Raw genomic sequence first — 26,421 nt, forward strand, 5'->3', positions numbered from 1 at the left:
CCCACGGTGGGAGCGCCTCCCGCCCCCGCCGTGAGAGGAATTGACCGCGGAGGCGGGCGCTACTGGATGACCAGCGCCAGCTGGAGCTGACACGTCGTGGGGTCGATGCCCGACTGCGACGGGATGTAGCCGCACGCCACGCCCTGGGTGCCCTGGGCATAGAAGTTGATGTTCGCCTGGCACGAACCGCTCACGAAGGCCGTGGAGACCGCGTAGGTGCAGGTCTTGGCCGCGCCGTACGGGTCCGCCGGGTTGGTCGTGTAGGAGATGACCTGGCTCCACGGGCCCGTGACCTCCGCCTGGCCAACGCCCACGAAGTTCGTGGGGCTGGACGCCATGGACGCGGGCAGCGGAGCAGGGACGTTCACCCCGGTGAGGGCCGTCCCGTTGTTATAGACGACCACGTTCGTGAAGTTGGCGAACAGGAACGTCTGGTAGGTATTCGCCGCCCGGGCCTGGGCCCCGGACAGCCCCGGACGCGACGGAACCTGGACCGCGCGGTCCAGGCTGGTCACGAAGTCGCGGGCCACCTGCTGCGAGTCGAACGCCGGCTCCGCGGCGGCGGTCAGGCCGGCCAGCAACGAGGCGACACCCAGGGCAGGAACGGCAAAGCGCTTCATTCCATGACGCAGCATGTGGGCTTCTCCAATGTCTGGGGTTGTGTCCCCCCCGGGCCACGACGCCAGCCTTCCGGCAGGGGCGAACAAATGACTAACATGCCAATCATTGGAATAGCAACCCAATAGCCGCAAAACAAACAATTCAAGCCAGAGCAGATGTGTCTGCCCAAGACGGAGGCGCCGGCCGGGCTGGAGGGTCTGTCAGGAATCGGGGGGAGCAGGCATCCTTGGGCGCCATGTCCGAACCCCAGCTGTCCGCGCTGCGCGCCGAGCTGTCTTCGACCTTCCATGATGCCCGGGTGCGTCAAATGGTGGCCCTGGGCCGCCAGGCCCGGACGGACCCGGAGGCCCAGGCGCTGCTGGACGCGCTGGCGCGAGGGGACGCCTCCGAACGGCGGCTGGCGTTGGCGGCCCAGTTCACGCGCCGCGACGGCGAGGCGGTGCTGAGGGCCACGAAGGACGACTCCTTCCGGGTGCGCTCGCTGGCGTTCGAGCTGGCGTCCGTCGTCTGCGATGATGCGCAGGCCCTGGAGGTGCTGCGCATGGCGCACGGCATGCGCCGCGAGCAGTCCGTGCTGCGCCAGCTGCTGAAGCGGGGCCGCCGGGCGGTCATCGACGCGTACGTGGACGGGCTGGCGGAGCGGGGAGAGCACGCGGCCCTGGCGGACGCGGTGCCGCTGGCGTCGGAGGCGGCGCTTCGGCGGCACCTGGCGCGGGCGCTGGAGCGGCCCAGCCACCGGTTCTGGGCGAGGCTGGCGCGGGGGGCGCCCGCGGTGCTGGGGGAGGTGATCCTCGAGCGGCTGCGGGCGGTGACGGGCGAGCCGGATCCGGTGACGCGGTGGCAGGTGCGCAGCTCCCTGGCGGGGCTGGCGGAGCAGACGCCCGACGCGGCGGAGGCCATCGTGGCGCTGCTCCTGGAGCGGGGCATTCCCCCCGACGAGCAGGCCCTGCGGACGCTGGTGCGGCTGCGTCCGGTGCGAATGGTGGCGCTGCTGCGCCGCCACCCCACCGCGTTCCTCCCGCACCTGCTGTTCGTGAAGGCCTCGGCGTCGCTGGACGCGGAGTCCCTGGCGTGGGTCGTCCAGCGCGACCCGACGCTGCTGGGCCAGGCAGGCGCCGTGCTGAAGAAGGTGACGGATCCGCTGCGCCAGACGCTCACCGAGGCCTGGGCCGCGTCCGTGGACCGGGCCCCCTCCTGGGGCACGGAGCTGCTGGCCCGCATCCAGGACCCGGGCGAGCGCGAGCGCGTCTACCAGCGCTGGACGGTGGGGGCGCGCAACAGCGACGGCATCATCGCCCTGGAGCGCCTGGGCCACCTGCCCCCGGCGCTGCGCGAGCGCGAGGCGCGGCGGCACCTGCACGACGTGGTGGCGCTGGGCACGCGCGCGGAGACGCGCCTGCCGTACGCGCGGTTCCTGCCCTGGGAGGAGGCCCTGGGCGCGCTCCGGGGCGCGCTGGGGCATCCGGATGCCGCCATGCGCGGCGTGGCGCTGGGCGCCGTGCTGGCACTGCCCGGCCTGCGTCCGGACGAGCCCTCCTGGGTGGCGCCCGCGCTGGCGCTGGTGCTGGCCCGGAAGAACGAGCAGGACCCGGTGCGCGGGACGATGCTCCAGGCGCTGGCGGCGTGGCCCCGGCGCATGTGGCGGACCGAGCACACGGAGGCGCTGGGCCGGATGCTGCGCGATGCGCTGGACGCCGCGGACCTGTCTCCGATGACGGCCCAGGCGGCGGAGCGGCTGTTGGTGCGGGCCTTCGGGGCGGACCCCGCGTGGGGCGCGCAGTGGCTGGGCACCTTCCTCAAGGAGCGCGGCCACCTCCAGGACGCGAGGCTGGGCCTCCGGTTGACGGACGAGGAGGTGCGCCGGGCCGCGCCGTTCCTGCTGACGCTGGCGAAGAGCTGGGCGGAGCGCGAACGCGGCGGCCCCCTGCTCCAGCTCGCGGCGAGCCTGGGCCAGCGCGCGGCGCTGGTGCCGGGCCTGTCGGAGTGGCTGGTGTCCATGCGCGACACGACGCCCGACGGGCGGCTGGCCCTGGCGTTGAGCCAGTGGCTGTCGCGGGAGGACCGGCCGCGCTTCGAGGCGACGCTCGCGGCCACGCTGCGGCGCTGGAGGGACCGGGGCTGGGACGACGAGGTGGTCGCGCTGGCGGTGGCGGAGAAGCGCGGGCAGGACCTGCACCGGGAGCTGGTGGCGGAGCTGGAGCGCGTGGCGCTGCGGATGGGCACCCCCTCCGAGACCGCGCTGTGGGTGCTGCGCCACCGCGCGGTGGCGGACTTCGACCGGATGCTGCCCGCGCTCCTCAAGCGGGACGAGAGCGCCATCGTCATCCCAGTGGTGCGCCAGTACCTGCACCGGCGGCGGCAGGACCTGCTGGGCCCGTACCTGGACGCGCCGGTCATCACCGGCCAGTTCGCCACCGGGGCGACGCGCTGGCTGCTGCCGTTCGACTCGGGGTTCTTCCGGTGGACGGCGGAGCAGAACCGGGCCTATTCGGGCGCGCTCGCCAGGCTGTGCGCGGACCCGGAGCGGGACACGCCCGCGCTGTTGGCGGCGGTGACTCGCATGGCGGCGCTGGACTGGGCGCCCATGGACGCGCTCCAGGCGATGGTGGACGACCCCCGGCCCGCGGTGCAGGAGCGGACACTGCGGGTGCTGGCCCGGTGCGACCAGGGCCAGGGGGTGCCCACGCTCTTGCGCTGCCTGGAGGACGGGCGCGCGCGCATCGCCATCTACGGGCTGCGCCGCGCGTTCAACGGCATGCCGCCCTCGCGGGTGCTGACGCTGCTGGCGGACGTGCCGCTGGCCAAGGTCACCGTCGCCAAGGAGGTGGTGCGCCTGCTGGGCGAGCTGCGCTCGGACGCGGGCTACGCGCGGCTCCTGGAGCTGGACGCGCTGCCCCTGCACCGCGACGTGCGCATCGCGCTCCTGCGCGCGCTGTGGGACCACCTGGACCGCGAGCCCACCTGGACCGTGTTCGAGCGCGCGGTCTCCGGCGAGGACGCCATCATGGCCTCACGCGTGGGCGACATCCCGGCGAACCGGCTGACGGAGGCGCTGGACGCGCGGCTGTCCGCGCTGCTCGCGAAGGTGCTGGCGCGGCCGGAGCCGGACGCACGCATCGACCTGCTGACCCGCGCGGCGTGGCTGTCCGTGAAGGACCGGGAGCGAGTGTTCCTCGCCGCGTGCGGCGCGCGGCTCGCGTCGCCCTTCGACGACGAGGTGCGCGCCGCGATGGGGGCGCTGGTGTCCCGGGCGGATGAGCGCGACCTGCCGCTGATGGAGCGGATGTTCGGCGCGGTGGTGGCGGACCGCCGCGCGCTGAGCGTGGCGTTGGACGCGACGCTCCAACGCCGGGAGTGGATGCGGCCCGTGCCCCTGGCGATGCTCCAGCACCTGGTGACGGACCACCTCGCGCAGGACCCGTGTCTGGCCACGCTGCGCGTGCGCTGCGCCGCGGTCGCCCTCGCGCCCCCGGCCTTCGCCAGCCACCTGGACGCGATGGGACAGGACGGGGCGCTCCACGTGGACGCGCTGGCCGCGGCGCTGACGGCGGTGTCGACCCTGCCCGTGGAGACGCTGGAGGCCGTGGGCACCCGGCTGGCGCGCAGCCCCAGCCCGGAGGCGCGGCGCGTGGCCCTCGCCTGCCTGGTGCGGGACGCGCAGGGCGGGCGCGGCTGGACGGAGGAGCGGCTGGCGAGGCTCGCCATGTTCCAGCGCGACGCCTCACCGCTGGTGGCCGGCGCCGCGCAGTTCGTGTTCCCGCCCCGGGAGATGGCGCAGGCCCCCCAGGCGAAGTGAGGCGCTGCCTCGCGACGGCGCGGACGTCCACGAGCGGCAGTGAGGCACTGCCTCGCGGCGCTTCGCGACGGCGCGGACGTCCACGAGCGGCAGTGAGGCACTGCCTCGCGGTGCCACGCGACGGCGCGGACGTCCACGAGTGGAAGTGAGGCGCTGCCACGCGACGACTCGGCCGTCCGCGAGCGGACCGGGGCCCCTCCCATTAAAGCTGGGGCCCTTGCGTCACGCCACCGCGACTACTTCGACGGCGCTTCGGCCTGGGTGGGCGGCGTGTTGCCCGCGGGGGCGGACGCGGGCTTCGCGGCGCCGCCCTTGCGCAGCGGACACGCGACGATGGCGCCCGTGGGGTCGATGGCGTCCTTGCCCTCCTCCACCTTGAGCACCTTGCGGCCCTCGCCCACGACGAAGGTGTAGCGCTTGGACACCGTCACCACCGGCATCTTCACGTCGTACGCGTTCACGACCTTGCCGTCGGGGTCCGGGATGAACGCGAAGGGCGCCTTCAGCTCCGTCTTGAAGCGCGTCAGCGTCTCCGCGTCGTCCGTGGAGAAGGCCAGCACCTGCCCCTGGGCCTGCTCCACTTCCTTGTAGCGGTCGCGGTACGCGGTCAGCTCGCGCGTGCAGCCGCCGGTGAACGCCTTGGGGAAGAAGGCCACGATGACGGGCCCCTTCTTCACCATCTCCGACAGCGTGTAGGTCGTCCCCGCGGTGTCCTTCACCGTGAAGTCCGGGGCGGTCTCGCCCACCTGGGGAATCGCTGCGCTGAGCCAACCGACGACGAGCAGGGAGTTGAGCATGCCCGGGACTTAACGGGCCCCGGGCACGGCCACAAGCCTGCCTCCCGGCAGGGCCCGGGCCTACGACATCCGCGCCCACACCGCGGCGGCGGCCTCGCGCGACTGCTCGGCCACCACGGTGGGGTTCACCGACAGGGGCCGGCGTGCCCAGACGCGCCACACGCCGTCCACCATCACCGCCTCCACGTGGCGGCTGCCCAGCCCGTGCACTACGTGCCACGCCAGCGTCTCCGCGGTCAGCGGCGTGGGCGCCTGGTAGTCCAGCACCAGCAGGTCCGCGAGCGCGCCCTCGCGCATGGGGCCGATGGCCGCCTCGAACACCTGCGACGCCAGCCGGTGGCCGTTGGCCAGATAGCGCAGCACGTCGATGGGCTGCCCCGCCTCGCGCGAGCGCAGGTACGCCGCCTGCGCCTCCGCGAAGAGGTCCGGCGACGTGCCGTCCGTGCCCAGCGACGCGCGCGCCCCGAACTTCAGCGCGGGCGCGTAGCCCACCTCCTGGCCCTGGTTGGAGCGCGGCGTGTGCAACAGCCACGTCCCCGTGGCCAGCACCTGCGCCAGGTCCGCCCACGCCAGGTGGCCCGCGTGCGCCGCCATCGCCCGGGGCGACAGCAGGTTGCCGTTGAGCAGCCGGGTCACGGGCGGGTTGCCGTGCCGCTCGGTGGACAGCCGCTCGTCCAGCGGATCCTCCGCGAGCGGGAAGTGCAGCCCGGCGCCGGTGGTGTTGAGCGCCTCGCCCAGGCCCTGGAGCGCGTCGTCGCCCAGCGTGAAGCAGGCGCTGGCGCCCACCTGTCCGCGGAAGCGGCCGCGGGCCTTGCGCGCGAAGCTGACCGTCTCCTCCAGGCCCTCCTCCCGGCCCACCGCGCCCATGCGGTCCGTCACCGCGTAGGACAGCACGCCGCGCACGCCCACTTCATGGAGGCCGCGCGCCGCGCGCAGCAGCGAGCCCGTCACCGCGCGGGGCGAGGCGTGCAGGTCGAACAGGGTCGTGGTGCCGCACTGGATGGACTCCAGGCCGCTCGCCGTGGCGGCCACCTGCACCGCGTCCAGGTCCAGCGCGTTCTCGAAGGGCCAGCGCACCTGCTCCAGCAGGGCCTGGTAGGACGCCGGGGTCGGCCGCACCAGCCCGCGCGACAGCACGCTCGCGAGCCGGTGGTGGGCGTTGACGAGCCCCGGGAAGACGAGCTTGCCGGACAGCGCGACCACCTCGTCGTCGGGGCCGGGCGCCAGGTCCTCGCCCCGGGCCACGATGCGCTCACCCTCGATGCGCAGGTCCACCCGCTCCACGGACGCGGGCTCCAGTTCGACGACGAAACCACCCTTGAGGACGGTGCCCAACATCCCTCCCTGCATCCGCGACGATTCGCGAGGTTCGTGAAGGCGGCCCCCTCCCCTTAGGGGTCACGCTTAAAGCCGCGCACGTTAGCACTCCCGCCCCGCCGGACGTCATCGGGTCCACGCTTCGTTCCACCCACACCCGTCGTCACAACCGCGCCAACACGGCGCGCATGCCCCGAGGCGAGGGTTCTTCGGTGCCGGAACATCCGCGCGAGTTGGGAACAGCCGGGCAGGCGGGCCGGCAGGACGTTGGGCACCGGGGGCGCGGCCCCGTAGACTGCCACCACCTTGGCGTCGGACCCCGACATCTCCTGGGCAGGCCGCTACCGCCTCAGCGCGCGCATCGCGACAGGCGGCATGGCGGAGGTGTATCTGGCGCGGGCCATCGCGCCGGACGGCCAGCGAGGCCCGGCGGTGGCGGTGAAGCGGCTGATGCCGCACCTCGTCGCGGACCGGCGCATCGTGCAGATGTTCCTCAACGAGGCGCGCATCACCGCGCAGGTGCGCCACCCCCACGTGGTGTCCATCCTGGAGCTGGGCATGGAGGGGGGAGAGCCCTTCATCGCCATGGAGCTGTTGGAGGGGCGCTCGTTCGCGGAGGTGCGGCAGGAGGCCGCCGAGCGCGGCCAGCGCGTTCCCCTGGGCATCACGCTGCGCGTGCTGGTGGACGCGTGCCGGGGGCTGGACGCCGCGCACCGGGCCGTGGACGAGGCGGGGCGGCCGCTGAAGATCGTCCACCGCGACTTCACGCCGGACAACATCCACGTGGGCGTGAACGGCGCGGTGAAGGTCATCGACTTCGGCATCGCGAAGGCGGATGCGCTGGGCTCCGGGACGGAGCCGGGGACGCTGAAGGGCAAGTTCTTCTACATGTCGCCGGAGATGATCGCCGGCCGCAGCGTGGACCACCGCGCGGACCTCTTCGCCGCGGGGGTGATGCTCTATGAGCAGCTGTGCGGCCGGCGGCCCTTCACGGGCATGTCCACCGACGAGGTGCTGACGCGCATCTCGGAGGGCCGGCCGAAGCCGCCCACCGCGTTCGACCCGTCGGTGCCGCAGGCGCTGGAGTCGGTGTGCCTGATGGCGCTCGCGAAGGACCCGGCGGACCGCTTCGACAGCCTGCAGACCTTCATCGCCGCCATCGAGCTGCTCGGTGGCCCCGCGGAGGTCGCCACGCCGGCGCAGGTGTCCGCGTACCTGGACACGCTGTTCCCGCCCGACAGCGACCCCAAGCGGCTGGCGCTGCGCCGGGCGAGGCTGGCGGATCCGTCCAGTTCGGGCACGGACGCCACGCAGGGCGCGGACGTGCTGCCGCCCTTCGGCGTGCGGGGCATCCCCTCCTGGCCCGTGCCGCCGGCCATGGTCCACACCGTGTCGCTGCGCGGCGGCTCCCGCCCCGGAGTCCCCGCCCCCCAGGGTCTGACGGGCGAGGGAACCGGACCCGCGGACGCCGGAGGGCCCGGCCCGGCACCCGCCTCGCCGACGGAGGCCGGCGCCACCGCGCCCCCCTCCCCCGCGTCGCGTCCGCCCCAGAAGTCCTCCCGCGCCCCGAAGGTGGAGGGCGGCCCGGCGGCGCCCCGGTCGCGCCGGGCTCTCTTCATCGCCCTGGGCGTGCTCGCGCTGGGCGGGCTGGGCGCGGGAGCCGCGTGGTCCCTGCGGCGCCCGGACGTCGCCCCCACCGCGCGGCTCGCCGCCGCCGAGTCCGCCACGACGAAGGAAGCGAAGGTGGCCGCGCTGGACGGGCTGGCCCGGGACGTGCGCGCCACGGCCCCCGAGCTGGCCCGCGCGGGCACCCTGCTGTTGAACGCGGGCGCCCACCCGCAGGCCCTGGCGCTGGCGGAGGCCTACACCGCGCGCTTCCCGAAGGAGGCGGAGGCGCACCTGCTCGCCGCGCGCGCCGCCACCGAGCTGCGCATGGGCAAGCGCGCCGAGCGCGCCATCGACGAGGCCACCCTGCTCGCGCCCAAGGACATCCGCGCGCCCCTGGCCCTGGCCGACCTGCGGGCCCTCCAGGGCGACGTGCCCGGCGCGCTGACGGCGCTCGCGAAGGCGTACGCGCAGGCGCCGGACTCCGCGCAGGTCGCCCCCCGCTACGGCCAGCTCCTGTCGCAAGGGGGCCGGCTGGACGAGGCCGCCGCCGTGTTGTCCACCTGGACGCGCCAGCACGACGACGCCGCGTCCCTCGCGGAGCTGGGCTTCGTGCGCTTCCGCCAGGAGAAGCTGGACGACGCGGTGGCGCTGCTCAAGCGCGCGCAGAAGAAGGCCCCCACGCTCGCGGTGGCCCACTCGTACCTGGGGGCCGTCCTCTTCCGTCAGGGCGACCTTCGCGGCGCCGAGCGCGAGTACCGGGAAGCCGAGCGGCTGGCCCCGGACGACCCCCGGGCCCTGACCGCGCGCTGCCAGCTCCACGTCCACGAGGGCGATGCCGCCCGGGTGGCCGAGGTGAAACGTACGCTGGCGGAAAGGTTCCCCGACCGCGCGTTGGCCCTCGCGGCCGAGTGCGGCTCGAAGAAATAGCTTCCCGCATGCGCCGTCCCCTGCTCCCCCTCATCCTGGCCAGCTTGCTGCTGGCCACCACCGCCTGTGACCCCGCCTCGGGTGCCTCGCCGTCCGCCGACGCGGGGACGCCCCCGCTGGACTCCAGCGCCGGAGACGTGGCGCCCGCGGACCGCACCGCCTGCGCGGGCCTCACCGTGACCGCTGGCACCTACGACTGGACGGTCGAGCACGACGGACGCACCCGCGCCTACCGCGTCCACGTCCCCGCCGGCTACGACGCCACAAAGCCCACGCCCGTCGTCCTCAGCTTCCACGGGTTCAGCTCCAACGAGCTGGAGCAGGAGCAGCTGACCGGCCTCTCCCCCCTGGGCGACGCCGAGGGCTTCATCGCGGTGTACCCGCGCGGCCTCAACTTCCAGGAGGTCTACGGCCGGGGCGACCTGGACTCGCGGAGCTGGAACGCCGACGCGTGCTGCGGACCGGCGCAGCTTGGCACGGTGAACGACGTGGGCTTCGTGGACGCGCTGCTCGCGGACCTGGACACGCGCGTGTGCACGGATCCCCGCCGCGTCTTCGCCAACGGCTTCTCCAACGGCGGCTTCTTCTCCTACCGCCTGGCGTGTGAGCGCGCGCAGCGCATCGCCGCCATCGCGCCCGTCTCGGGCATGGAGGCCGTAACGGACTGCCACCCCTCCCGGCCCGTGCCAGTGCTCCACTTCCACGGCACCGCCGACGCGACCATCTTCTACGACGGGGGCGACAACCTCCTCGCGGTCGGAGGCAAGCTCTACCCGTCCGCCCCCGAGTCCGTGCGCCGCTTCGCCGAGCGCAACGGCTGCACCGGCCCCCAGCAGCAGACGTATCAACATGGCAACAGCACCTGCGTGGCGTCCACCGGCTGTCAGCCGGAGAGCGCCACCGCGAGCCTGTGCACCATCACCGGCGGCAAGCACGCCTGGCCCGGCCAGCCGCTCTACAATGACGGCACGCTGGACCTGGACGCGTCGCGGGAGATGTGGCGCTTCTTCCAGGCCCGTCCGCGCCCCTGAAGGAGTCCGCCACGCCGCCCCGTGCCCTCATCATCAACGCCGATGACCTGGGCTACGACCCGGGCATCACGCGGGGCATCCTCCAGGCCCTGCGCGAGGGCGCCGTCTCCTCCGCCACCCTGATGGTCAACACGCCCTGGAGCGAGGAGGCCGCGCGGCAGGCGCGGGGGTTCGCCATCGGGTTGCACCTCAACCTGGACCGGGGTCCACCCGTCGGCGCTGGCTTCCCGCGCCAGGGGCTCACCGGGGACGGAGGCTTCGCGGGAGCCCGGGTGGACGCGCTCCCCGCGGACGCGGTGGAGGCGGAGGCGTTCGCGCAGCTGGAGCGGCTGGAGCGGCTCCTGGGTCAGCCCGCCACGCACCTGGACGTGCACAAGCACCTGCACCGGCACCCCCAGGTCCTGGAGGGCGTGTCGCGCGTCGCCCGGCGCGCGGGGCTGCCGGTGCGCTCCCTGGACGCGGACATGCGCGCCGCGCTGCGGGCCCGGGGCGTGGCCACGAATGACGCCTTCGCCGGCGAGTCCGGCGAAGCGGCCTGGTGGACCCAGGAGCGCTTCGCCTCCGCGCTGGCGGCCCTCCCCCCCGAGGGCGTCACGGAGTGGATGTGCCACCCGGGATACCCACCCGAGGTCGTCGCCAGCCGCTATGCCGCGCAGCGGGAGGTGGAGCTGGCCACCTTCCTCCACCCGCGCACGCGTGAAGCCCTGGCGCACGCCGGAGTGCGCCCCACGGACTTCCGCGTCCTCCACGCCGGCTGACTTACGCCGGGGTGACGAGCGGGGCCTCCAGCTCCACGGGCGTCAGGGCCCGGCGCCGCTCGCGCGTCAGCACGTCGCGCACGCCCGCGAGCAGCTCCGCGGGACGGTAGGGCCTGGAGCACAGCGCGGCGTCCTCCTGCGCCCACCACGGCCGCGCGTCCCCCGCGAGCAGGATGGGCACCGGCCGCGCTCGCGGCAGCGTGGCGAACGTCTCCAGGAAGGTGCCCACCTGCGGCTGCGTGGCGCTCGTCGACAGGACGATGAGGTCCACGGGCAGGTGCGTCGCCTTACGCAGGGCCTCCGCGCCGCTCTCCACGGTGAAGACCTCGAAGCCCTCGGCGCGCAGGGTGCGCTCCGCCGCGGCCTCCTGGCCCCGGTCCTCGTCCAGCACCAGCACGCGCCGGGGCAGCCTGCGCACCTCGTGCGCCGGCATGCGCGGCAGGTCCAGCGTGAAGGTGGAGCCCTCGCCCTCCAGGCTCCGCAGCGCCAGCGTGCCCCCGTGCATCTTCACGATGGAGTGGCTGATGAACAGCCCCAGGCCCAGCCCTCCGAAGTTGCGGTGCGACACGTTGCGCGCCCGGTAGAAGCGCTGGAACACCAGCGCCTGGTCCGCGCCCGGGATCCCGATGCCGTGGTCCTGCACCTGGATGCGCGCCGCGTCCGCCGTGCGCCCCACCCGCACCGCGATGGGCGTCCCCGCCGGGCTGTACTTGTGCGCGTTCTCCAGCAGGTTCACCAGCACCTGCTCCAGCCGGTCCCGGTCGCCCAGCATCCAGACGCCATCGGGAGGGACCTCCACCGTGAAGGGGCGCTCGAAGGCGTGGCGGAAGTGGTCCACCACCTCCGCCACCAGCTGCCCCACCTCCAGCGGAGCCGAGTCCAGCGCCAGCCGCCCCAGCTCCAGGCGGCTTGCGTCCAGCAGGTCCTCCACCAGCCCCGCGAGCCGGTCCACCTGCCGCTTGGACTTGAGCACGCTGGCGAGCGCCACCGGCTGCCCCGCGGAGAGCCGGCGCTCCATGGAGTACAGGCCCAGCTTCAGCGGCGTGAGCGGCGTCTTCAGCTCGTGCGACGCGATGGACATGAACTCCTCGCGCACGCCCAGGGCCGCCTGGGCCTCGCGCAGCAGGCGCGCGTTCTCCACCGCCACCGCCAGCTGGCTGGCCGCCGCGCTCCACATCTCCAGCTCGCGCACGGAGAAGGACGCGCCCTGTTCCTTGTAGATGAGCAGCAGCCCCACCGTGCGGCGCGGCGCGCACAGCGGCACCGCCGCGAACACCGACCCCTCCGCGTCCCCGGAGCCGCGCTGGAGGCCCAGCTGCGGCTGGCGCAGGGCCAGGGCCTGCCGGTAGGGGTCCTCCGACGGGTCGAACGCATCCTGGGGCGCGTCATGTCCCTCCAGGTCCGACACCGCCTGACGCTTCAGCGTCGCGTCGTCCTGCTCGTAGAGGAACACCTCCGCGCGGCGCACCTGCGCGCACCGCACCAGCGACACCACGGCGGCCGAGCAGACGCGGTCCACCTCCAGGGACTCCCCCACCGCGCGGGCAATCTCCCGCACGGCCTGTGAAAAGGCGCCCTCGTCGTCCACGCCGGAGGGCTCCATCACCAGCCAGGCCCCGGAGGCGCCGCCCGTCCGGGTGGGCCTCACCTGCACGCGCACCTGCCGGAGCGCGCGGGTGATGACGTGGCCTGAGTGCGCCCGGCCCTCGCGGAGGGCGCGCTCCAGGGCGTCCAGGCCGCGGCCCCGCTCCAGCGCGTCCAGCAGCGGACCTCCGGGCGCCAGCGCCACGCCCGTCTTGGCCGCGAAGCCCTCCTCGCACCACTGGACGCGGAGGTCGGAGCCCACGCGCAGCAGCGCTTGGGGCAGGCACGAGAGGACATCCTCGACGTCGTTGGGTGGCAGCATTCGCGGGGCGGGGACACGCTTCAGGGGTCGCCGGAGGGAGATAGGAATCCCCGAGCATGTTCGCCAACCGCCCCTGGACGTTCTCTTGTCCTGGAGTCCCCCTGCCCGTTGGAACCCGAACAGAGCCGGCGCCGGGCAGCCAGGGAGGCGACGTCCCGCGGGGCGGTGACAGCGGGCGAACGTGTGCTATGCGACAGCGCATGTCCTCTCAGCCGTCCAAGGAAATCCAGACCTTCCCCAACCCGGCCGCCGATCGCGACTATGAGATCGCCTTCGACGTTCCGGAGTTCACGTGCCTGTGCCCGCTGACGGGCCAGCCGGACTTCGCGCGCTTCACCATCAAGTACGTGCCGGATCAGCTGTGCGTGGAGCTGAAGAGCCTGAAGCTCTACATGTGGTCGTACCGCAACGAGGGCGCCTTCCACGAGAAGGTGACCAACACCATCGCGGACGACATCATCAAGGCCATCCAGCCGCGCAAGCTCACCGTGGTGGGCGACTTCTTCGTGCGCGGCGGCATCGGCACCCTCGTCACCGTCACGCACGACAAGAAGCAGCAGGCGTAGTCAGCCCGCCCGGCCCCGTCCTCAGCGGGTCAGCTGCTCCAGGAGCGGCGCCCACTGGGACTGGGACAGGTAGAGGCCGGTGCCGGCCGCGGCGGCGAGCGCGGCCAGCACCCACTTGAGCGGGCTCCGGGAGCGCGCGGGCTTGGGCGTGGAGAAGACGTCCAGCACGCCCAGCTCCTGCTGGGTGAGGTGGGCCAGGGCCTCGGTCTCGGTGAGCTTCTCGCGGTAGCGCAGGAAGGCCACGAGCAGCGCGGGGTGGGACACGCGCACCTCGTGGGCCAGGAACAGGTCCAGCTCGCGGCGCATGGCCGCGGCGTCCGGGAAGCGGGCCTCCGGCTTCACCGACAGCGCGCGCTTCACGATGCGCGCGAGCGGCGGCGGCACCTGCGGGGCCACCTTCTGGAGCGGCGTGAACTTGCCGTCGCGGATGCGGGCGAACACCTCGCCGGCGGACTTGCCCACGAAGGGGCGGACGCCGGAGAGGGATTCGTAGAGGAGCACGCCCAGGGAGAAGATGTCGGTGCGCGCGTCGATGGGCGCGCCCGTCACCTGCTCCGGGGACATGTATGACGGCGTGCCCACGGCCATGCCCTGCTGGGTGAGCGCTTCGAGGCTCACGTCCTTGGCGATGCCGAAGTCCATCAGCTTCACCTCCCCCGTCTTGGTGAGCATGACGTTCGCGGGCTTGAGGTCGCGGTGGATGATGCGGCGGAAGTGCGCGTGGTCCAGCGCGCTGGCGATGCGCGCGCCGATGACCGCGGCGACGTCCGGCGGCAGCGGGCCGTCCTTGATGAGCGAGTGGAGCGTGGGGCCGTCCACGTACTCCATGACCATGAAGAGGCTGTCGTTCTTCTCCACCAGGTCATACAGGGTGACGATGTTCTGGTGGCGGAAGGCGGCCAGCGCCAGCGCCTCGCGACGGAAGCGGGACAGGGCCTCCTGGTCGCGCTGGCCTTCGGGCAGCAGCTCCTTGATGGCCACCTCGCGCTGAAGCAGCTCATGCAGGCCGCGATACACGAGCGCCATGCCACCCCGGCCCAGCTCTCCCAGCACGCGGCAGGCGCCTATCTTGCGGTGACGAACGGCTTTCTCATTCTTCTCGGCGGCGACGGTCACGGGCCGAAGGGTACCGATTCACGTCTCATGCGTCGATGGGCCCTCCTCCCCGCGGAGCCGTTCGCACAGGTGTGATGGAAAGACGCGGTGTCGCTGTCTCACGCCAGGGGGCCTACCTGTCGTGCGCGGGCTGGGGCCCTGGCCGTCCTCCCGGGATCCGCGCCGCTTCCCCGACGGAGCGCTCCGCCTCCCGCCCTCCCGGTCCTGCAGTCCCCCGCGAGCGTTCCCATGCTTCTTCCATTCAACTGATGGGGAGGACGCCATGTCGGAACGGGATGAATACATCCAGAAGCTGGAGGCCGAGCAGCAGGAGGCGACCGCTCGCTTCCGGGAGATCCAAGCCCAGGCGGACCTCGCGCAGAGCGAGGACGAGCTGCAGGTCCTGACGGGCGCGCGCGCTCTCCAGAACGACGTCGACCGTGAAATCCAGGCGCTCCGCGCCGCCGACCAGCGCGACTGGGAGCGCGTGAAGGAGCGCGCGGAGAAGGCCCGGCTGCGCTTCAGCGCCTACGTGGACCGCGCCGGCCTCCAGTGGAACCAGCTCCGCGACGGCTACCGCCGCAAGCGCGAGGCCGAGCTGGACGAGCTGGGCGCCCAGGTGGACGGCTGGGAAGCCACCCACCAGCGCAGCTCCGCGGAGACGTCGCTGCTCACGCGCCGGGAGCTCGAGTTCGTGAAGCGCGGCCTCCGGAGCTCCGGCGACCTGCTCCGGAACATGCGCCACTCGCGCGGGCAGGCCTGGAAGCAGGCCCGCGAAGAGTACGAGTCCGCCTGGCGCGACCTGCGCGAGCACTACCGCCGCATCCGCGCGGAAGGCGGCTCCGACGCCGATCAGGCCCCGCCCCCGTAGCACCTGGCAGGCGGGGAAGCGCGCCGGCCCCTGCATCTTCCAGCGCCACGCGGTTGTCACACGGCTACGCTAGGAATCCCCCACCCGGAGGGGATACGGCCCGGAAGGACCGTGCCCCTCCCGGGCGTTCAGCCCGCGAGCCCATGCCCCCTTCCGCCCGTCCGAACCTGCCCCCCGTCCTCGCCGCCATCGACGTGGGCACCAACGCCGTCCGCCTGGAGCTGGCCCGCCCCGACGCCGAGGGCTCGCTTGAGACGCTCCACCAGGAACGGGACCCCATCCGCCCCGGAGAAGGCGTGTTCACCACCGGCGTGATGCCCCCGGAGACCGCGGACCGGCTCCTGTCCACCCTGCGCCGCTACGCCGCCCTCTGCCGCCGCCACAAGGCCCAGGTGCGCGCCGTGGCCACCAGCGCCCTGCGCGAGGCGCGCAACCGCCAGGACATCGTGCGCCGCGTGCACGAGGAGGCCGGCCTGGAGCTGGAGGTCGTCAGCGGCAAGGAGGAGGCGCGCCTCATCTGCCTGGGCGTGCTGCACCGCAAGCCCGTCAACAGCCGCTCGCTCCTGGTGGACATTGGCGGCGGCAGCACGGAGGTCGCCATCGCCACCGGCGAGAAGCCCGACGAGCTCTGGAGCCTCGCGCTGGGCTCCGTGCGCCTCACGGAGGTGTTCGACACGTCTCGCACGGTGACGCCCAAGCAGCTGCGGCTGATGCGCGGCTTCGTGGACGAGGTGCTGCACAAGACGCTCCCGGAGGAGCTGCCCGCGATGCCCCGCGTGGCGCTGGGCTCGTCCGGCACCATCCAGGCCGTGGTGGGCTTCGCCGCCGCGGAGAACGGAGGCAACGCCACCGTGCGCCAGCTCACCCAGACGGTGGAGTCCCTGGCCCGGATGCCGCCGGAGCGCCGCCGCAAGCGGTTCGACCCGCGCCGCGCGGACATCATCGTCTCCGGCGCCGTCATCCTGGAGGGCGTCGCGCGCCACCTGGGCGTGGAGTCCGTCAGCGTCGTCAACCGGGGCCTGCGCGACGGCCTGCTGGTGGACCTGCTCTACCGCCAGGACGAGACGCGCGACGACCACAGCCTCGCGGACGCGGCGTTCGCCATGGGCCAGCGCTTCCACTTCGACGAGAAGCACGCCCGCCAGGTGGCCCGCATGTCGCTGGCCCTCTTCGACGGGCTGGCTGCCCTGCACCAGCTGCCCCTGTCCGTGCGCCCCCACCTGGAGGTCGCCGCGCTGCTGCACGACATCGGCACGGCGGTCAGCTACGAGCGCCACCACCGGCACACGTACTACCTCATCCACAACGCGGACCTGCCGGGGTTGGCGGACCGCGAGCGCGACATCATCGCGCGCGTCGCCCGCTACCACCGGCGCTCCCAGCCGGAGCTGTCCCACTCCGGCATGGCCGGGCTCACCCCGTCGGAGGCGCGCCGCGTGCGCAAGCTGGCCACGCTCCTGCGCCTGGCGAACGCGCTGGACCACAGCCACCACCAGCCCATCCGGGACTTCAAGGTCACGGATGGCCGAGAGGCCGTCACGCTCCACCTGCACGCCCGCCAGCCCCTGGACCTGGAGCTGTGGAACGCCGAGCGGGAGGTCGCCGCGTTCCGCAAGGTGTTCGGCAAGCGGCTCGCATTCCAGGTCCACTCCGCCGGGCGCTAGGGGCGCTGACCTCCCGCCTGTCCTCCGGAGGGGGGAGCACCGTGGGCCCTGCCCGGGGCCCCCGCCGTGGCCAGAGTGCACGGACGGGTCCCGCGCGGCACGCGCCAGGGATCGTTCCGTCTTTCAAAGCCCTGGCGGGCAAGGAGCGCACCATGAAGGCCGTCGTATTCCACGGCATTGGGGACATCCGGCTGGACGAGGTCCCGGAGCCGAAGTTGCAGGAGCCCACGGACGCCATCATCCGGCTGAACGCCAGCGCCATCTGCGGCACCGACCTGCACATGATTCGCGGCACCGTGCCCGGGATGAGGCCCGGCACCATCCTGGGCCACGAGGGCGTGGGCGTCATCGAGGAGCTGGGCCGGGACGTGCGCAACTTCAGCGTGGGCGACTGCGTCGTCGTCTGCTCCACCATCGCGTGCGGCAACTGCGCGTACTGCCGCGCGGGCTATTACTCCCAATGCAACGACGCCAACCCCAACGGCCCCTCGGCGGGCACGGCCTTCTTCGGCGGCCCGGAGCTGACGGGCCCCTTCGACGGCATGCAGGCGGAGAAGGCGCGCATCCCGTACGCGGCCGTCACGATGGTGAAGGTGCCCGAGGGCGTCACGGATGACCAGGCCCTCCTCGTCTCCGACATCTTCCCCACGGGCTACTTCGGCGCGGAGCTGGCGGAGATCAAACCCGGCGACACCGTGGCCGTGTTCGGCTGCGGCCCGGTGGGCCTGTTCGCCATCGTGAGCGCGAAGCTGCTGGGCGCGGGCCGCGTCTTCGCCATCGACAGCCACGAGGACCGGCTGAAGCTGGCGCGGTCCCAGGGCGCGGAGGTCATCGACTTCGAACGGGAGGACCCGGTGGAGACGCTCAAGCGCTTCACCCGAGGCATCGGCGTGGACCGCGCCATCGACGCGGTGGGCGTGGACGCGCAGCACGCGCACTTCGGCCCCGCGGCGAAGAAGGCCAAGGCGGAGAAGCCCGAGTTCAAGCGCGAGGTGGCGCAGGTCGCCCCCAAGCAGAACCCGCACGGAGACAACTGGGTGCCCGGCGACGCGCCGTCCCAGGCCGCGCAGTGGGCGGTGCAGGCGCTGGCCAAGGCAGGCACGCTGTCCATCATCGGCGTGTACCCGCAGACGATGAACGCGTTCCCCATTGGCGAGGCGATGAACAAGAACCTCACCCTGCGCATGGGCAACTGCAACCACCGCAAGTACGTCCCGAAGCTGCTGGAGCTGGTGCGCTCCGGCGCGGTGGACCCCACCGCCATCCTGAGCCACGTGAAGTCCATGGCCTCCGCCATCGACGCGTACCGCAACTTCGACCTGCGCAAGCCGGGCTGGGTGAAGGTGGAGCTGGAGCCGGGCGTCACGCTCCAGTAGCCCGTCCCGCGCGCCAGGTCCGGCGCTCCCATGGGATGGCATCCACGCCAATCCGTTGGCAGGATGCCGGCCCATGAGCGACGAAGACCTCCCGGGCAGGCTGGCGCGCAACCTCCGGACCCTGCGGGAGACGCGGGGGGCCACGCAGGTGCAGCTGGCGAAGCTGGCGGGGGTGCCCCGGGCCACCTGGGCGCACCTGGAGTCCGGCGCCGCGAACCCCACCCTCTCCGTGTTGCACCGGGTGGCGGGCGCGCTCCAGGTGTCGCTGGAAGAGCTGCTCGCCCGGCCCAAGGCGAGCGCCCGGCACTACCCCCGGGACAGCCTGCCCATGCGCCAGCGCGGCGGGGCCTTCCTGCGCAAGCTCCTGCCGGATCCCCTGCCCGGCATGGAGTTCGACCGGATGGAGGTGCCGCCCAAGGCGCGCATCACCGGCGTGCCCCACACGCCCGGCACGCGCGAGTACCTGGCCTGCGAGGCCGGCACGCTCACGCTGGTGGCCAGCGGCGAGCGCTTCGTCCTGGAGGCCGGCGACGTCGTCGTCTTCCGGGGGGACCAGAAGCACTCCTACGAGAACCCGGGCACGCGCACCGCGGTGGGCTACTCCGTCGTCCTGCTCGCGCCGTCCCGCTGAGCCGTGAGCCGTGAAACAAGCACGGGCCCGGAGTGGAGGCTTGCATCACCGGGCGTGAGGGTGTCAAAGGACCCGGGCACTCCACCTTGGGACACACCATGACCTCCGGAAAGAAGTCCCGTCGTCGCCTCACGAGACACGCCGTGGCGTTGCTGGCGCTGGGAGGGATGGCCTGCGGCGGCAAGGACGTGCGCCCCCCCGACACCGAGAACCCGGTGGCGGGGGACCCCTGCGCGCCGAGCACGGCGGCAGAGCCCGCCAGCGGGACGTGCGCGCCGGTGCGGCTGCAGTGCGCCCAGGACCTGGAGGGCTTCAAGACGGACCGCTACGTCTGGCGCGACCGCGACTGCCACGTGCGCTCGGTATCGCTGGTGCGCAACGACGCGGCGGACCCCGCGGGCTGGAATGGCGGCTACATCCGCCGCTACACGTATGAGGTCGCCAACGCGGAGCGCGTCTGCGACGGCCAGAATCCGCAGGTGCCCGGCTGGGGCATGGTGACCAGCCACCTGAACGGAGGGCAGACGTGGGGCGCGTGGACGCAGGACGTGCGCGGCACCGGCCGCGTCGTCTTCAAGGGCGCGCACCACGCGCTGCATGAGCTGAAGTGGCCGCTGTCGCTGGACGGGAACGTGGTGCGGGTGACAGTGCAGTACCTGTTCGCCACCGGCCAGGACCACCCGCTCTACGCCATCACCCACGACGCGTCCGGCTTCCCCGCGGACCGGATTGAAGCCGACGTGCGCTCGCCCTACGGCGACCTGGGCTTCGACGGCAACGCCAACACGGACATCGCGGGCCTGGGCTGGGGTGACCGCTACCGCTTCGTCACGCTGGGCTCGCCGGTGACGCTGACCACCGGCTGGGACTACCGCGAGCCCAACGTGGTGCCGTACACGCGCATGTGGACCGCCGCGCCGGACGCGGAGATGGGCGTGGTGCAGACGCAGACCTGGGAGCAGAAGGCCGCGGGCGGCTACTGGCTGTATGGACAGTGGGGCACGCGCCACGCCAACGGCCCCATGCCGGAGGACTACAACTGGGCCTACCAGCTCAACCAGTACGAGCTGCCCTTCGTCACCAACTCCCACCGGCTCGCGTGGGGCAGCAACTTCGGCGCGGTGGGCCGCGCGCAGTACCCGCGGCTCGGGGACGACGGCACGATGCTCTCCGGCCATCCGTACCAGAGCTACTCCGTCTTCATGGTGCTGGGCACGCACGCGGCCAACCCGGTGCTGTCGCGGGTGGCGGAGGTGGAGGCCTGGCAGGGCGTGAAGCTCACCGCCTCCGAAGGCACCGTGCGCACGCGCGGCCCGGGCGGCGTGGGGCGCACGGACGCCGTGGCCTATGACGTGGCCGGCTACAACCCCGTCTATGCCACGTGGGAAGCGGACGCCGCCGCCAACCGCGTGACGCTGACGTTCGACACCGCGGGCCGCACGCTCACGCACCCGATGCTGGTGGTGCACGGCTACACCGCCACGGACGCGCCGAAGCGCCTCACGCTGGACGGCCAGGCGCTCACCGCGGACGCGGACTACTTCGCGTCGGTGGACACGCAGGGCCAGGCGCTCTGGCTCACCCTCCAGCGCGACCTGAAGGGCTCCGCCACGCTGCGGGTGGAGTAGGCACGCCCTTCCGCGAACGGGACGGGCCCCTGGCACGCCACGGTGCGAGGGGCCGTCCTTGAAGTCCTCAGGCCATCAGGCGTCAGTCGGCGGCGCCGCTGCCGCCGTAGCCCTGCGGGGCCTGGGAGCGCAGCCGCTGCCACTCGGCCCGGGCGTCCTGCTCCACGCGCTTCTGCTCCTCCACGCGGTGGCGCGCGCTCTCCACGTCGCGCTTGGCCGCGGCGACGGCGGACAGGTAGTTGGACTCGGACAGGTCCTTGGCGCGCACGTCCCCGCTGCGCGCCAGCGCCTGGTACTGGGTCAGGTTGAGCTGCGTGTCCGCCACCTTCAGCTCCGCGTCGCGCAGCTCCTTCTGGGCCTTGAGGGTGTCCGTCTTGCGGTCGTGCCAGGAGACCTCGGCGCGGGCCGCGTCACGCCCCGCCTCGGCGCCCTGCAGCCGCGTCCTCGCCTGCGCGATGGGGCGCTGCTGACCGGTGGCCTCGGCGGCCTTCACGGCGGCCTTCTCCGCTTCCATGCGGCTGTCCGCGGCGTCGCCATTGCGGCGGGCCACCTCCGCCTCGCGCTCCGCGTCGCGCACGGCCACCTCGGCGCGCGTCACGTTGTCGGCGGCCTGGGTGCGGGCCATCTGCGCGTCACGCACATCGCCCAGCTGGTCCTCGGGGATGCGCGCCATCACCGAGTTGTCCACGCGGGCGGCCTTCGCACCGCCGCAGCCGGCGAGGAGCACCATCGACGCCCCCATCGCCAGACCCACCATCCAATGCCGCTTCATCCTGTTCTGGAACATGCGCTCACTCCCCCGTACGAAGATGACTTGGGGAGAAGCTAGACACGCCCAGGCCGGGAGGCAGGCGCCACGGACCTCGCCGTCCCCCTGGAATCGACCCCGGCGCGGGGGCTGGCCGAGGAGCAGGCGGCCTGCCCTCCTCCCACCTGGCGCCATTGCGGCGCGCCCCCTTCGTGCGCGGGTCATGTCCCATCCCGATGGGGTCGCGTGTCGGAAGGTCGCGGCGAATTCGCGCCACCAGGGAGAGGGACGACATGAAGCGAGCCAGCTGGGGAGTCGCGTTGGGAACGGGCTGCGCGTTGATGGTCGCGGCTTGCGGATCCGGGGTGGAGGAAGACCCGCTCCCGGGTGACCAGACCGTGACGATGCGCATCTCCCTCGCGGGAGACGCCTGCGGGGTCGTGGCGGCGACGGCGACCGTGACCGCGCCGGACTTCCCGCCCATCGGACCTGAGTCCCTGTATGTCTGGAACGGGTACATCGAGGGGTACGTGAACCCCGTTCCCGTCGGGCGGCAACGGCTGGTGGACGTGCGGGCCTACAACCGAGACGGGCAGGAGGTGTACGCCGGGAGCACCGCGGTGGACGTGTACGAAGGCGAAGTGTCGTACGCGCAGATAAGGCTGCTTCGCAACGCGGAGCTCTGCCCGGGTGGGATGGGGAGCATCTACCTCACCGGAGTGCTGGAGAACGGCACCGGTTCGTCGGATGGCGGGCCGGTGTACGACGCGGGACCCGGACCGTCCTTTGACGCGGGCACCGTGTTCGACGGCGGCGCCGCGTTCGACGCGGGATAGGCCGGGGCCGAAGCCCCGGATGTCTTGAGAGCCTCTCTCTCCCTGGAGCGCGTCACGCCACTCCAGGGCGGTCTTCCTCCAATCCTTTGTCAGCCTCTGGAGGAGGACCTCGTAGGTGCGCGGGCGCCATTCATTGTCTGTCAGGCGCACGCAAATCCAAGAGAGGAGGTTCATCATGAGACGAAGCATTCTTCATGCATTCGCGCTGTCGACGTGTGTCACGGCGCCGTGGGGCGTGGCCTGCACTCCGCCGGATGAGACCGTGGGCGGGCCGCCGGAGTTCGCTCAAGGCGCGCAGGGGCTGTCGCGCACGAACAGCCAGGCCCCGGCCGTGGATGGGGCCGTCGGAGATCGCATGGACAGCCTGCTGGAGGCCTGCGACATCGATGATCCGGCCACCTGCGCCTTCCTCTTGCCGCTGCTCCTCGCGCGAGGCGCCCACGCCACGGAGGTGTTGGACGCTGACCCGGCGCTCGTCGTCGGCGTCGGTGCCTGCACGCACGGCGCGTGCACCCAGGGAGGGCCGCTGACCCAGGGTTGCAGCAGCTGCGCCAACACGGTCTGCAATGTCGACTCCTATTGCTGCACCATCACCTGGGACAGCATCTGCGTGAACGAGGCGAAGCAGCTGTGCGGCACGACGTGCGCGATAGGGGGGAACTGCGCACCCGCGACGTGCGCGGCGAAGGGGGTGATGAGCTGCGGCAGCACTCCGGATGGGTGTGGAGGCATGCTCAACTGCGGCACGTGCGCCACCGGCTCCACGTGCACCAACAACGTCTGCATGGCACTCGCCTGCGTCCATGGCGAGTGCGCCTCGGGGCAGGCGCTGGCTCAGAACTGCAGCAGCTGCGTGAACACCGTCTGCGCCGTGGATGGCTATTGCTGCACCACCTCCTGGGACACCATCTGCGTGAACGAGGCGAAGCAGATGTGCGGCAAGACCTGCAACTGAGGGTGAGCCCCTTCTCTACTGCCCCCTGCCGTAGAACCAGGCGGTGAGGGCCAGGCGGGCGGCGTGCACGGGGAGGACCTCGTGCTCCAGCCGCTCGCTCAGGAACACCACCAGGCGGTCCAACACCGGCGCCACGTCCACCGGGGCGCCGGTGTCCTCCGGGAAGAGGCGCAGCACTCCGCCGTGCTCCGGCTTCCAGTCCGCGTTGGCGTACCAGATGGCGGTGAGCCGCCGGTTGGACTGGCCGGGGAACGCGTCGCGGTGACGGGCGTAGTGCGTACCGACAGGGTAGCAGGCGAGCTGCATGTCGAAGCGCCCCAGGCCCAGGTACGCGCCAGAGGACACGGCGTCGCCCAGGGCCTGGAAGCGGAGCCACAGCGCTTCGAGTTCGGGGGCCGCGCCGGGCATCACCCATTCGATGTGGTCGCCGCGCTCGGCGGCGTCGAGCGAGCGGTCCGCGCCGCGCCGGATGCCCGCGGGCCGGAGGGTCCCTGCGTCCACGCGCGCGAGCGCCGCGGCCCGCGCCGCGAGGGCCTGTGCATCTCCGAGGAAGCCGTCCCGCACGAAGAAACCATGCGAGCCCAGGGCTTCCACCTCCACATCTGTTAGCGCCACCATGTTCCCCTTCCGGGCGCCCGCCAGGAGCCCTGGCCGACACGCTGCCCCAGGACGCCCCCGTTTAGGAAGCGAGTAGACTTCCCACCCATGGCGAACGTCTCGCGAGCCCTCTCGGTTGTCGCCGCCGCCGCGCTGGGCGCGCTGGTGGCCTGGGCGCTGCTGCGTCCCGCGTCCCCCCGGCTACCAGACACGGCGGCGGTGGTGGAGCAGATGCGGGAGGTGGCGCGGCTGGAGACGCTGGACGTGTCGCTCTACAAGAAGGTCGTCTTCACACCGGAGCCCCAGGCCACGGACGCGCTGTGGAAGGACGTGCTGCTCTGGGCCAGCTACACGCTCCAGAACCCGCACGGCCGCGCCATCGTCTTCGCGGACGCGCACCTGGGGTTCGACTTCCAGCGCTTCGACTCCCGCCACCTGCGCGCCGTGGGCACGCGCGTGGACGTGCTCCTGCCTCCCATGCAGGTGACGGTGGCGCTGCGGCCGGGAGAGACGGAGATCATCGACTCCAACCTGGACAGCGCGCAGACAGCGCAGTTGCTGGAGAAGGCCCGCCTCGCCTTCGAGAAGGAGGTCCAGCAGGATGCGCGCCTCAAGGACAAGGCGCGGCAGTCCGCGGAGCGCTCGCTGCGGGGGCTGCTGCTGACCCTGGGGTTCCGGGAGGTCCACTTCGTGGAGACCTTGCCGGTGGGGAGCGCGGGCTGACGGGCCGCGGGGCTTGCATCAGGGAGACCTCACGCGACGCGAAGGGTGTCCCCGTCCAACACATACAAGCCGGGGACGCCGTCGGGTGCGTGCCCCAACGAGGCGAGCCGTCGCACCGAGTCGCTGTCCGAGTCCCGGCACAGGAGCGCCATCTCGCGCCGTCCCAGGCTCACGCGCAGCGGCCCTCCGCCCGTCGCGTCGTCCAGCCTCCGGCGCTGCGCCTTCGTGAGCAGTCGCGCGCCGTCATGCCCGTCGCCACCCATCACGGCCCACACCCCGGAGAAGGCCTCCGCCAGCCGCACCTCGCCCTGGTCGATGACGACGGGCCGCACGTCGGCGGGACGCGCCTCCAGGTGGTGCCAGGCCGCCGCGTCCACCGCTTCGGGCGTGAGCCCCGCTTCACCCAGCGCGGAGGCCGGCAGGTAGCGCGCGAACTCCGCGTCCTCCAGCACGTAGAAGACCTCCAACCCCGCGGGGCCCGGACGCAGCAGCGCGCCCTGCGCTCCCGCCACGAAGCCCGCGGGCCGCAGCACCGGGCGCAGCGCGTCCAACGACACCCCCGAGGACAGGCCGCCCAGCCGCGCCGCCAGCGCCTCCACGTGCGCGGTGAGCCCGTGCGCTCCCGGTGCCTCGCGATACGCGGCGTAGAGCGAGCCCACGTCCACGCGGCCCACGCCCCCGGAGAACAGCTTCACCAGCAGGTCCCGGCCCTGGCGCCGGAAGCCCACGCCCGCGCGGCCCAGCGCGGCGGTGAGCGCGGCGGTGAACTCCGGACGCAGCACCTGCTCCTCGGGCGCCGGGGGCGGAGGCAGGTCCGCGGCCTCCAGCTCCGCGCGCAGCAGCTTCGCCTCCGCGTCGAAGGGGTCACGCTCCACGGCCTCGGCCACGTAGGCACGGGCCCGCGCGCCTTCGCCCTGTCGCAGCGCGAGCACCGCGAGCACCTTGAGCGCCTCGGGATCCCCAGGGCTCAGGACCAGCGCGTCCCGCAGCTCCACCTCCGCCTCGCGGTGCCGCTCCAGGCCCAGCAGCGCCCGCGCGAGGCCCAGGCGCACCTGGAGGTCCTTCGGGAAGTCGCGGCGCAGCGACTGCATCCAGGGAAGTGCTTCACGCTCCGCGTCCGCGTTGACCAGCGCGTGCGCCACCGTGAGGCGCAGCGTGGGCCCGGGGCTCCTCGCGGCCTCGGCGCGCAGCGCGTCCAGCTCCGCGCCGCTGAGCACGTCTCCCGCCTCCACCTTGCGGCGCAGGCGCTCCAGTTCCGCCGGGGAAATCACGCGCGGACTCTAATGGTCCGAGCCGGGAGCGCCCAGCCCCGCCTTCCCCTCCCCTGTCTTCACGGCGACGGGGAGAGGTCGTGGAACCCGCCGGGCCTGACCCGGCGAGAGGAAGTCGTGGCGCTCCAATAGCCAATGCGCGTCGTACCGGTGGGCCCACTCCAGCAGAGCCTGCCGGGGTCCCTCCACGATTTCACAGGTGCACCCCCAGAGGAGTTGCTCCTTGAGGGACACCGATGCGTGGATGCCGACCACTGGGCATGACTTCTCCGTCAAATGGACGGGGCTCGTCTATCGGACAGAGGGCAACCAGTGTTTGAATTGCGGATATGACTCCACGACACCACAATCGTTGGCCAACAAGGACCTCGCGAATAGGACATCAGCGCCTTGCAGGTGAGAACATGAAGCCCGAATGGCCTTTGCTGGTGCTTCTGATTCTCCTTTCATCCTGTGCTGCGAGCCGTGGTCCCAAGATGGCCCAAGCACATGTTCAAGATGGAGGGAGCTGCAAGAGTAGCGACGTCTGCGAGGAGGGGCTGGAGTGCATGTTCTGGCCGCTGACAACACCGGGGTCGGCAGGTACGTGTCAGCGGGCGTGCAAAGAGACTTCGGATTGCCCGAGCGGAGAGCAGTGCGGCGGGGGATTTCTTATGGATGGGCCGGGGGATTTTTGCACCCCTCCGTTCGTCAACTAAT

General features: G+C 72.5%; 21 protein-coding genes. 13 read left to right on the forward strand and 8 right to left on the reverse strand.

The window, feature by feature from the left end; translation table 11 throughout:
• Nucleotides 1–59: 59 nt before the first annotated feature.
• On the reverse strand, nt 60–635 hold the full coding sequence (locus FOF48_RS15220) for a hypothetical protein (protein ID WP_143902264.1): 576 nt from the start codon (nt 633–635) through the stop codon (nt 60–62).
• Nucleotides 636–856: 221 nt separating this feature from the next.
• Here FOF48_RS15220 and FOF48_RS37540 point away from each other — a divergent pair, with 221 nt between their 5' ends.
• Nucleotides 857–4,417, forward strand: coding sequence for a hypothetical protein (locus tag FOF48_RS37540; protein WP_304503216.1), 3,561 nt, complete (start codon nt 857–859; stop codon nt 4,415–4,417).
• 236 nt (nt 4,418–4,653) lie between these two features.
• Here the strand turns inward: FOF48_RS37540 and FOF48_RS15230 are convergent, their stop codons facing one another.
• Together FOF48_RS15230 and FOF48_RS15235 are read right to left on the reverse strand one after the other, a co-directional pair.
• A complete protein-coding gene (locus FOF48_RS15230; protein WP_143902266.1) occupies nt 4,654–5,214 on the reverse strand; it encodes a peroxiredoxin in 561 nt (186 codons plus the stop codon).
• Nucleotides 5,215–5,274: 60 nt separating this feature from the next.
• Complete coding sequence (locus FOF48_RS15235; protein ID WP_143902858.1) at nt 5,275–6,549, reverse strand: amidohydrolase family protein; 1,275 nt, start codon at nt 6,547–6,549, stop codon at nt 5,275–5,277.
• Nucleotides 6,550–6,906: 357 nt separating this feature from the next.
• On the opposite strand from FOF48_RS15235, the gene FOF48_RS15240 reads away from it, so the two are divergent.
• The 3 genes from FOF48_RS15240 to FOF48_RS15250 are packed head-to-tail and all read left to right on the forward strand — an operon-like array spanning nt 6,907 to nt 10,855.
• Nucleotides 6,907–9,066 (forward strand): serine/threonine-protein kinase, encoded by a 2,160-nt coding sequence (locus FOF48_RS15240; RefSeq protein WP_255442291.1) that lies wholly within the window; start codon nt 6,907–6,909, stop codon nt 9,064–9,066.
• Between the two features lie 8 nt (nt 9,067–9,074).
• Nucleotides 9,075–10,097 carry a PHB depolymerase family esterase gene (locus tag FOF48_RS15245; RefSeq protein ID WP_143902270.1) on the forward strand — a complete coding sequence of 341 codons (1,023 nt, stop codon included), beginning with the start codon at nt 9,075–9,077 and terminating at the stop codon, nt 10,095–10,097.
• Nucleotides 10,064–10,855: a carbohydrate deacetylase gene (locus FOF48_RS15250; RefSeq protein WP_255442215.1), complete on the forward strand. Its 792-nt coding sequence runs from the start codon at nt 10,064–10,066 to the stop codon at nt 10,853–10,855. Before FOF48_RS15245 ends, FOF48_RS15250 begins: the two co-directional genes overlap by 34 nt.
• 1 nt (nt 10,856) lies before the next feature.
• Here FOF48_RS15250 and FOF48_RS15255 read toward each other — a convergent pair whose 3' ends face one another.
• Complete coding sequence (locus FOF48_RS15255; protein WP_143902272.1) at nt 10,857–12,761, reverse strand: ATP-binding protein; 1,905 nt, start codon at nt 12,759–12,761, stop codon at nt 10,857–10,859.
• 200 nt (nt 12,762–12,961) lie between these two features.
• Here FOF48_RS15255 and queF point away from each other — a divergent pair, with 200 nt between their 5' ends.
• On the forward strand, nt 12,962–13,327 hold the full coding sequence (gene queF / locus FOF48_RS15260) for a preQ(1) synthase (RefSeq protein WP_143902274.1): 366 nt from the start codon (nt 12,962–12,964) through the stop codon (nt 13,325–13,327).
• A 21-nt stretch (nt 13,328–13,348) separates the two neighbouring features.
• Here queF and FOF48_RS15265 read toward each other — a convergent pair whose 3' ends face one another.
• Nucleotides 13,349–14,353 carry a serine/threonine-protein kinase gene (locus tag FOF48_RS15265; protein WP_235685872.1) on the reverse strand — a complete coding sequence of 335 codons (1,005 nt, stop codon included), beginning with the start codon at nt 14,351–14,353 and terminating at the stop codon, nt 13,349–13,351.
• 352 nt (nt 14,354–14,705) lie between these two features.
• Here FOF48_RS15265 and FOF48_RS15270 point away from each other — a divergent pair, with 352 nt between their 5' ends.
• From FOF48_RS15270 to FOF48_RS15290, 5 genes are all read left to right on the forward strand, one after another.
• A complete protein-coding gene (locus FOF48_RS15270; RefSeq protein WP_143902278.1) occupies nt 14,706–15,293 on the forward strand; it encodes a hypothetical protein in 588 nt (195 codons plus the stop codon).
• A gap of 143 nt (nt 15,294–15,436) precedes the next feature.
• Nucleotides 15,437–16,957 carry a Ppx/GppA phosphatase family protein gene (locus FOF48_RS15275; protein ID WP_143902279.1) on the forward strand — a complete coding sequence of 507 codons (1,521 nt, stop codon included), beginning with the start codon at nt 15,437–15,439 and terminating at the stop codon, nt 16,955–16,957.
• Between the two features lie 152 nt (nt 16,958–17,109).
• Nucleotides 17,110–18,333: a zinc-dependent alcohol dehydrogenase gene (locus FOF48_RS15280; protein WP_143902281.1), complete on the forward strand. Its 1,224-nt coding sequence runs from the start codon at nt 17,110–17,112 to the stop codon at nt 18,331–18,333.
• A 73-nt stretch (nt 18,334–18,406) separates the two neighbouring features.
• Nucleotides 18,407–18,964: a helix-turn-helix domain-containing protein gene (locus FOF48_RS15285; RefSeq protein ID WP_143902283.1), complete on the forward strand. Its 558-nt coding sequence runs from the start codon at nt 18,407–18,409 to the stop codon at nt 18,962–18,964.
• Nucleotides 18,965–19,107: 143 nt separating this feature from the next.
• Entirely contained in the window at nt 19,108–20,592 is a 1,485-nt protein-coding gene (locus FOF48_RS15290; protein WP_255442218.1) for a hypothetical protein, read from the forward strand.
• An 82-nt stretch (nt 20,593–20,674) separates the two neighbouring features.
• Here the strand turns inward: FOF48_RS15290 and FOF48_RS15295 are convergent, their stop codons facing one another.
• Nucleotides 20,675–21,379, reverse strand: a complete 705-nt coding sequence (locus FOF48_RS15295) for a hypothetical protein (RefSeq protein WP_143902287.1) — start codon at nt 21,377–21,379, stop codon at nt 20,675–20,677.
• A 254-nt stretch (nt 21,380–21,633) separates the two neighbouring features.
• Here FOF48_RS15295 and FOF48_RS15300 point away from each other — a divergent pair, with 254 nt between their 5' ends.
• A complete protein-coding gene (locus FOF48_RS15300; protein ID WP_143902289.1) occupies nt 21,634–22,176 on the forward strand; it encodes a hypothetical protein in 543 nt (180 codons plus the stop codon).
• 175 nt (nt 22,177–22,351) lie between these two features.
• The gene (locus tag FOF48_RS15305) at nt 22,352–23,131 is read left to right on the forward strand and encodes a hypothetical protein (protein ID WP_143902291.1); all 780 of its coding nucleotides are present in this window, start codon (nt 22,352–22,354) and stop codon (nt 23,129–23,131) included.
• A 15-nt stretch (nt 23,132–23,146) separates the two neighbouring features.
• Here the strand turns inward: FOF48_RS15305 and FOF48_RS15310 are convergent, their stop codons facing one another.
• A complete protein-coding gene (locus tag FOF48_RS15310) occupies nt 23,147–23,749 on the reverse strand; it encodes a 2OG-Fe(II) oxygenase (RefSeq protein WP_255442219.1) in 603 nt (200 codons plus the stop codon).
• A gap of 87 nt (nt 23,750–23,836) precedes the next feature.
• Between FOF48_RS15310 and FOF48_RS15315 the strand changes: the two genes are divergently transcribed.
• A complete protein-coding gene (locus FOF48_RS15315; RefSeq protein ID WP_143902293.1) occupies nt 23,837–24,451 on the forward strand; it encodes a DUF4230 domain-containing protein in 615 nt (204 codons plus the stop codon).
• 29 nt (nt 24,452–24,480) lie between these two features.
• Here the strand turns inward: FOF48_RS15315 and FOF48_RS15320 are convergent, their stop codons facing one another.
• Nucleotides 24,481–25,722 carry a tetratricopeptide repeat protein gene (locus tag FOF48_RS15320; RefSeq protein WP_143902295.1) on the reverse strand — a complete coding sequence of 414 codons (1,242 nt, stop codon included), beginning with the start codon at nt 25,720–25,722 and terminating at the stop codon, nt 24,481–24,483.
• Nucleotides 25,723–26,421 lie beyond the last annotated feature (699 nt).

It is taken from the genome of Corallococcus sp. Z5C101001 (genome assembly GCF_007352635.1).
Lineage (GTDB): Bacteria > Myxococcota > Myxococcia > Myxococcales > Myxococcaceae > Corallococcus > Corallococcus silvisoli.

Excerpts from the sequence above, each read along its gene's own strand:
- FOF48_RS15245 (WP_143902270.1), top strand. The coding sequence starts at position 9,075 with ATGCGCCGTCCCCTGCTCCCCCTCATCCTGGCCAGCTTGCTGCTGGCC.
- FOF48_RS15305 (WP_143902291.1), top strand. The coding sequence starts at position 22,352 with ATGAGACGAAGCATTCTTCATGCATTCGCGCTGTCGACGTGTGTCACG.
- FOF48_RS15265 (WP_235685872.1), bottom strand. The coding sequence starts at position 14,353 with ATGGCGCTCGTGTATCGCGGCCTGCATGAGCTGCTTCAGCGCGAGGTG.
- FOF48_RS15240 (WP_255442291.1), top strand. The coding sequence starts at position 6,907 with ATGGCGGAGGTGTATCTGGCGCGGGCCATCGCGCCGGACGGCCAGCGA.
- FOF48_RS15255 (WP_143902272.1), bottom strand. The coding sequence starts at position 12,761 with ATGCTGCCACCCAACGACGTCGAGGATGTCCTCTCGTGCCTGCCCCAA.
- FOF48_RS15310 (WP_255442219.1), bottom strand. The coding sequence starts at position 23,749 with ATGGTGGCGCTAACAGATGTGGAGGTGGAAGCCCTGGGCTCGCATGGT.
- FOF48_RS15285 (WP_143902283.1), top strand. The coding sequence starts at position 18,407 with ATGAGCGACGAAGACCTCCCGGGCAGGCTGGCGCGCAACCTCCGGACC.
- FOF48_RS15295 (WP_143902287.1), bottom strand. The coding sequence starts at position 21,379 with ATGTTCCAGAACAGGATGAAGCGGCATTGGATGGTGGGTCTGGCGATG.
- FOF48_RS15270 (WP_143902278.1), top strand. The coding sequence starts at position 14,706 with ATGTCGGAACGGGATGAATACATCCAGAAGCTGGAGGCCGAGCAGCAG.
- queF (WP_143902274.1), top strand. The coding sequence starts at position 12,962 with ATGTCCTCTCAGCCGTCCAAGGAAATCCAGACCTTCCCCAACCCGGCC.
- FOF48_RS15315 (WP_143902293.1), top strand. The coding sequence starts at position 23,837 with ATGGCGAACGTCTCGCGAGCCCTCTCGGTTGTCGCCGCCGCCGCGCTG.
- FOF48_RS15275 (WP_143902279.1), top strand. The coding sequence starts at position 15,437 with ATGCCCCCTTCCGCCCGTCCGAACCTGCCCCCCGTCCTCGCCGCCATC.
- FOF48_RS15280 (WP_143902281.1), top strand. The coding sequence starts at position 17,110 with ATGAAGGCCGTCGTATTCCACGGCATTGGGGACATCCGGCTGGACGAG.
- FOF48_RS15300 (WP_143902289.1), top strand. The coding sequence starts at position 21,634 with ATGAAGCGAGCCAGCTGGGGAGTCGCGTTGGGAACGGGCTGCGCGTTG.
- FOF48_RS15230 (WP_143902266.1), bottom strand. The coding sequence starts at position 5,214 with ATGCTCAACTCCCTGCTCGTCGTCGGTTGGCTCAGCGCAGCGATTCCC.
- FOF48_RS15220 (WP_143902264.1), bottom strand. The coding sequence starts at position 635 with ATGCTGCGTCATGGAATGAAGCGCTTTGCCGTTCCTGCCCTGGGTGTC.
- FOF48_RS37540 (WP_304503216.1), top strand. The coding sequence starts at position 857 with ATGTCCGAACCCCAGCTGTCCGCGCTGCGCGCCGAGCTGTCTTCGACC.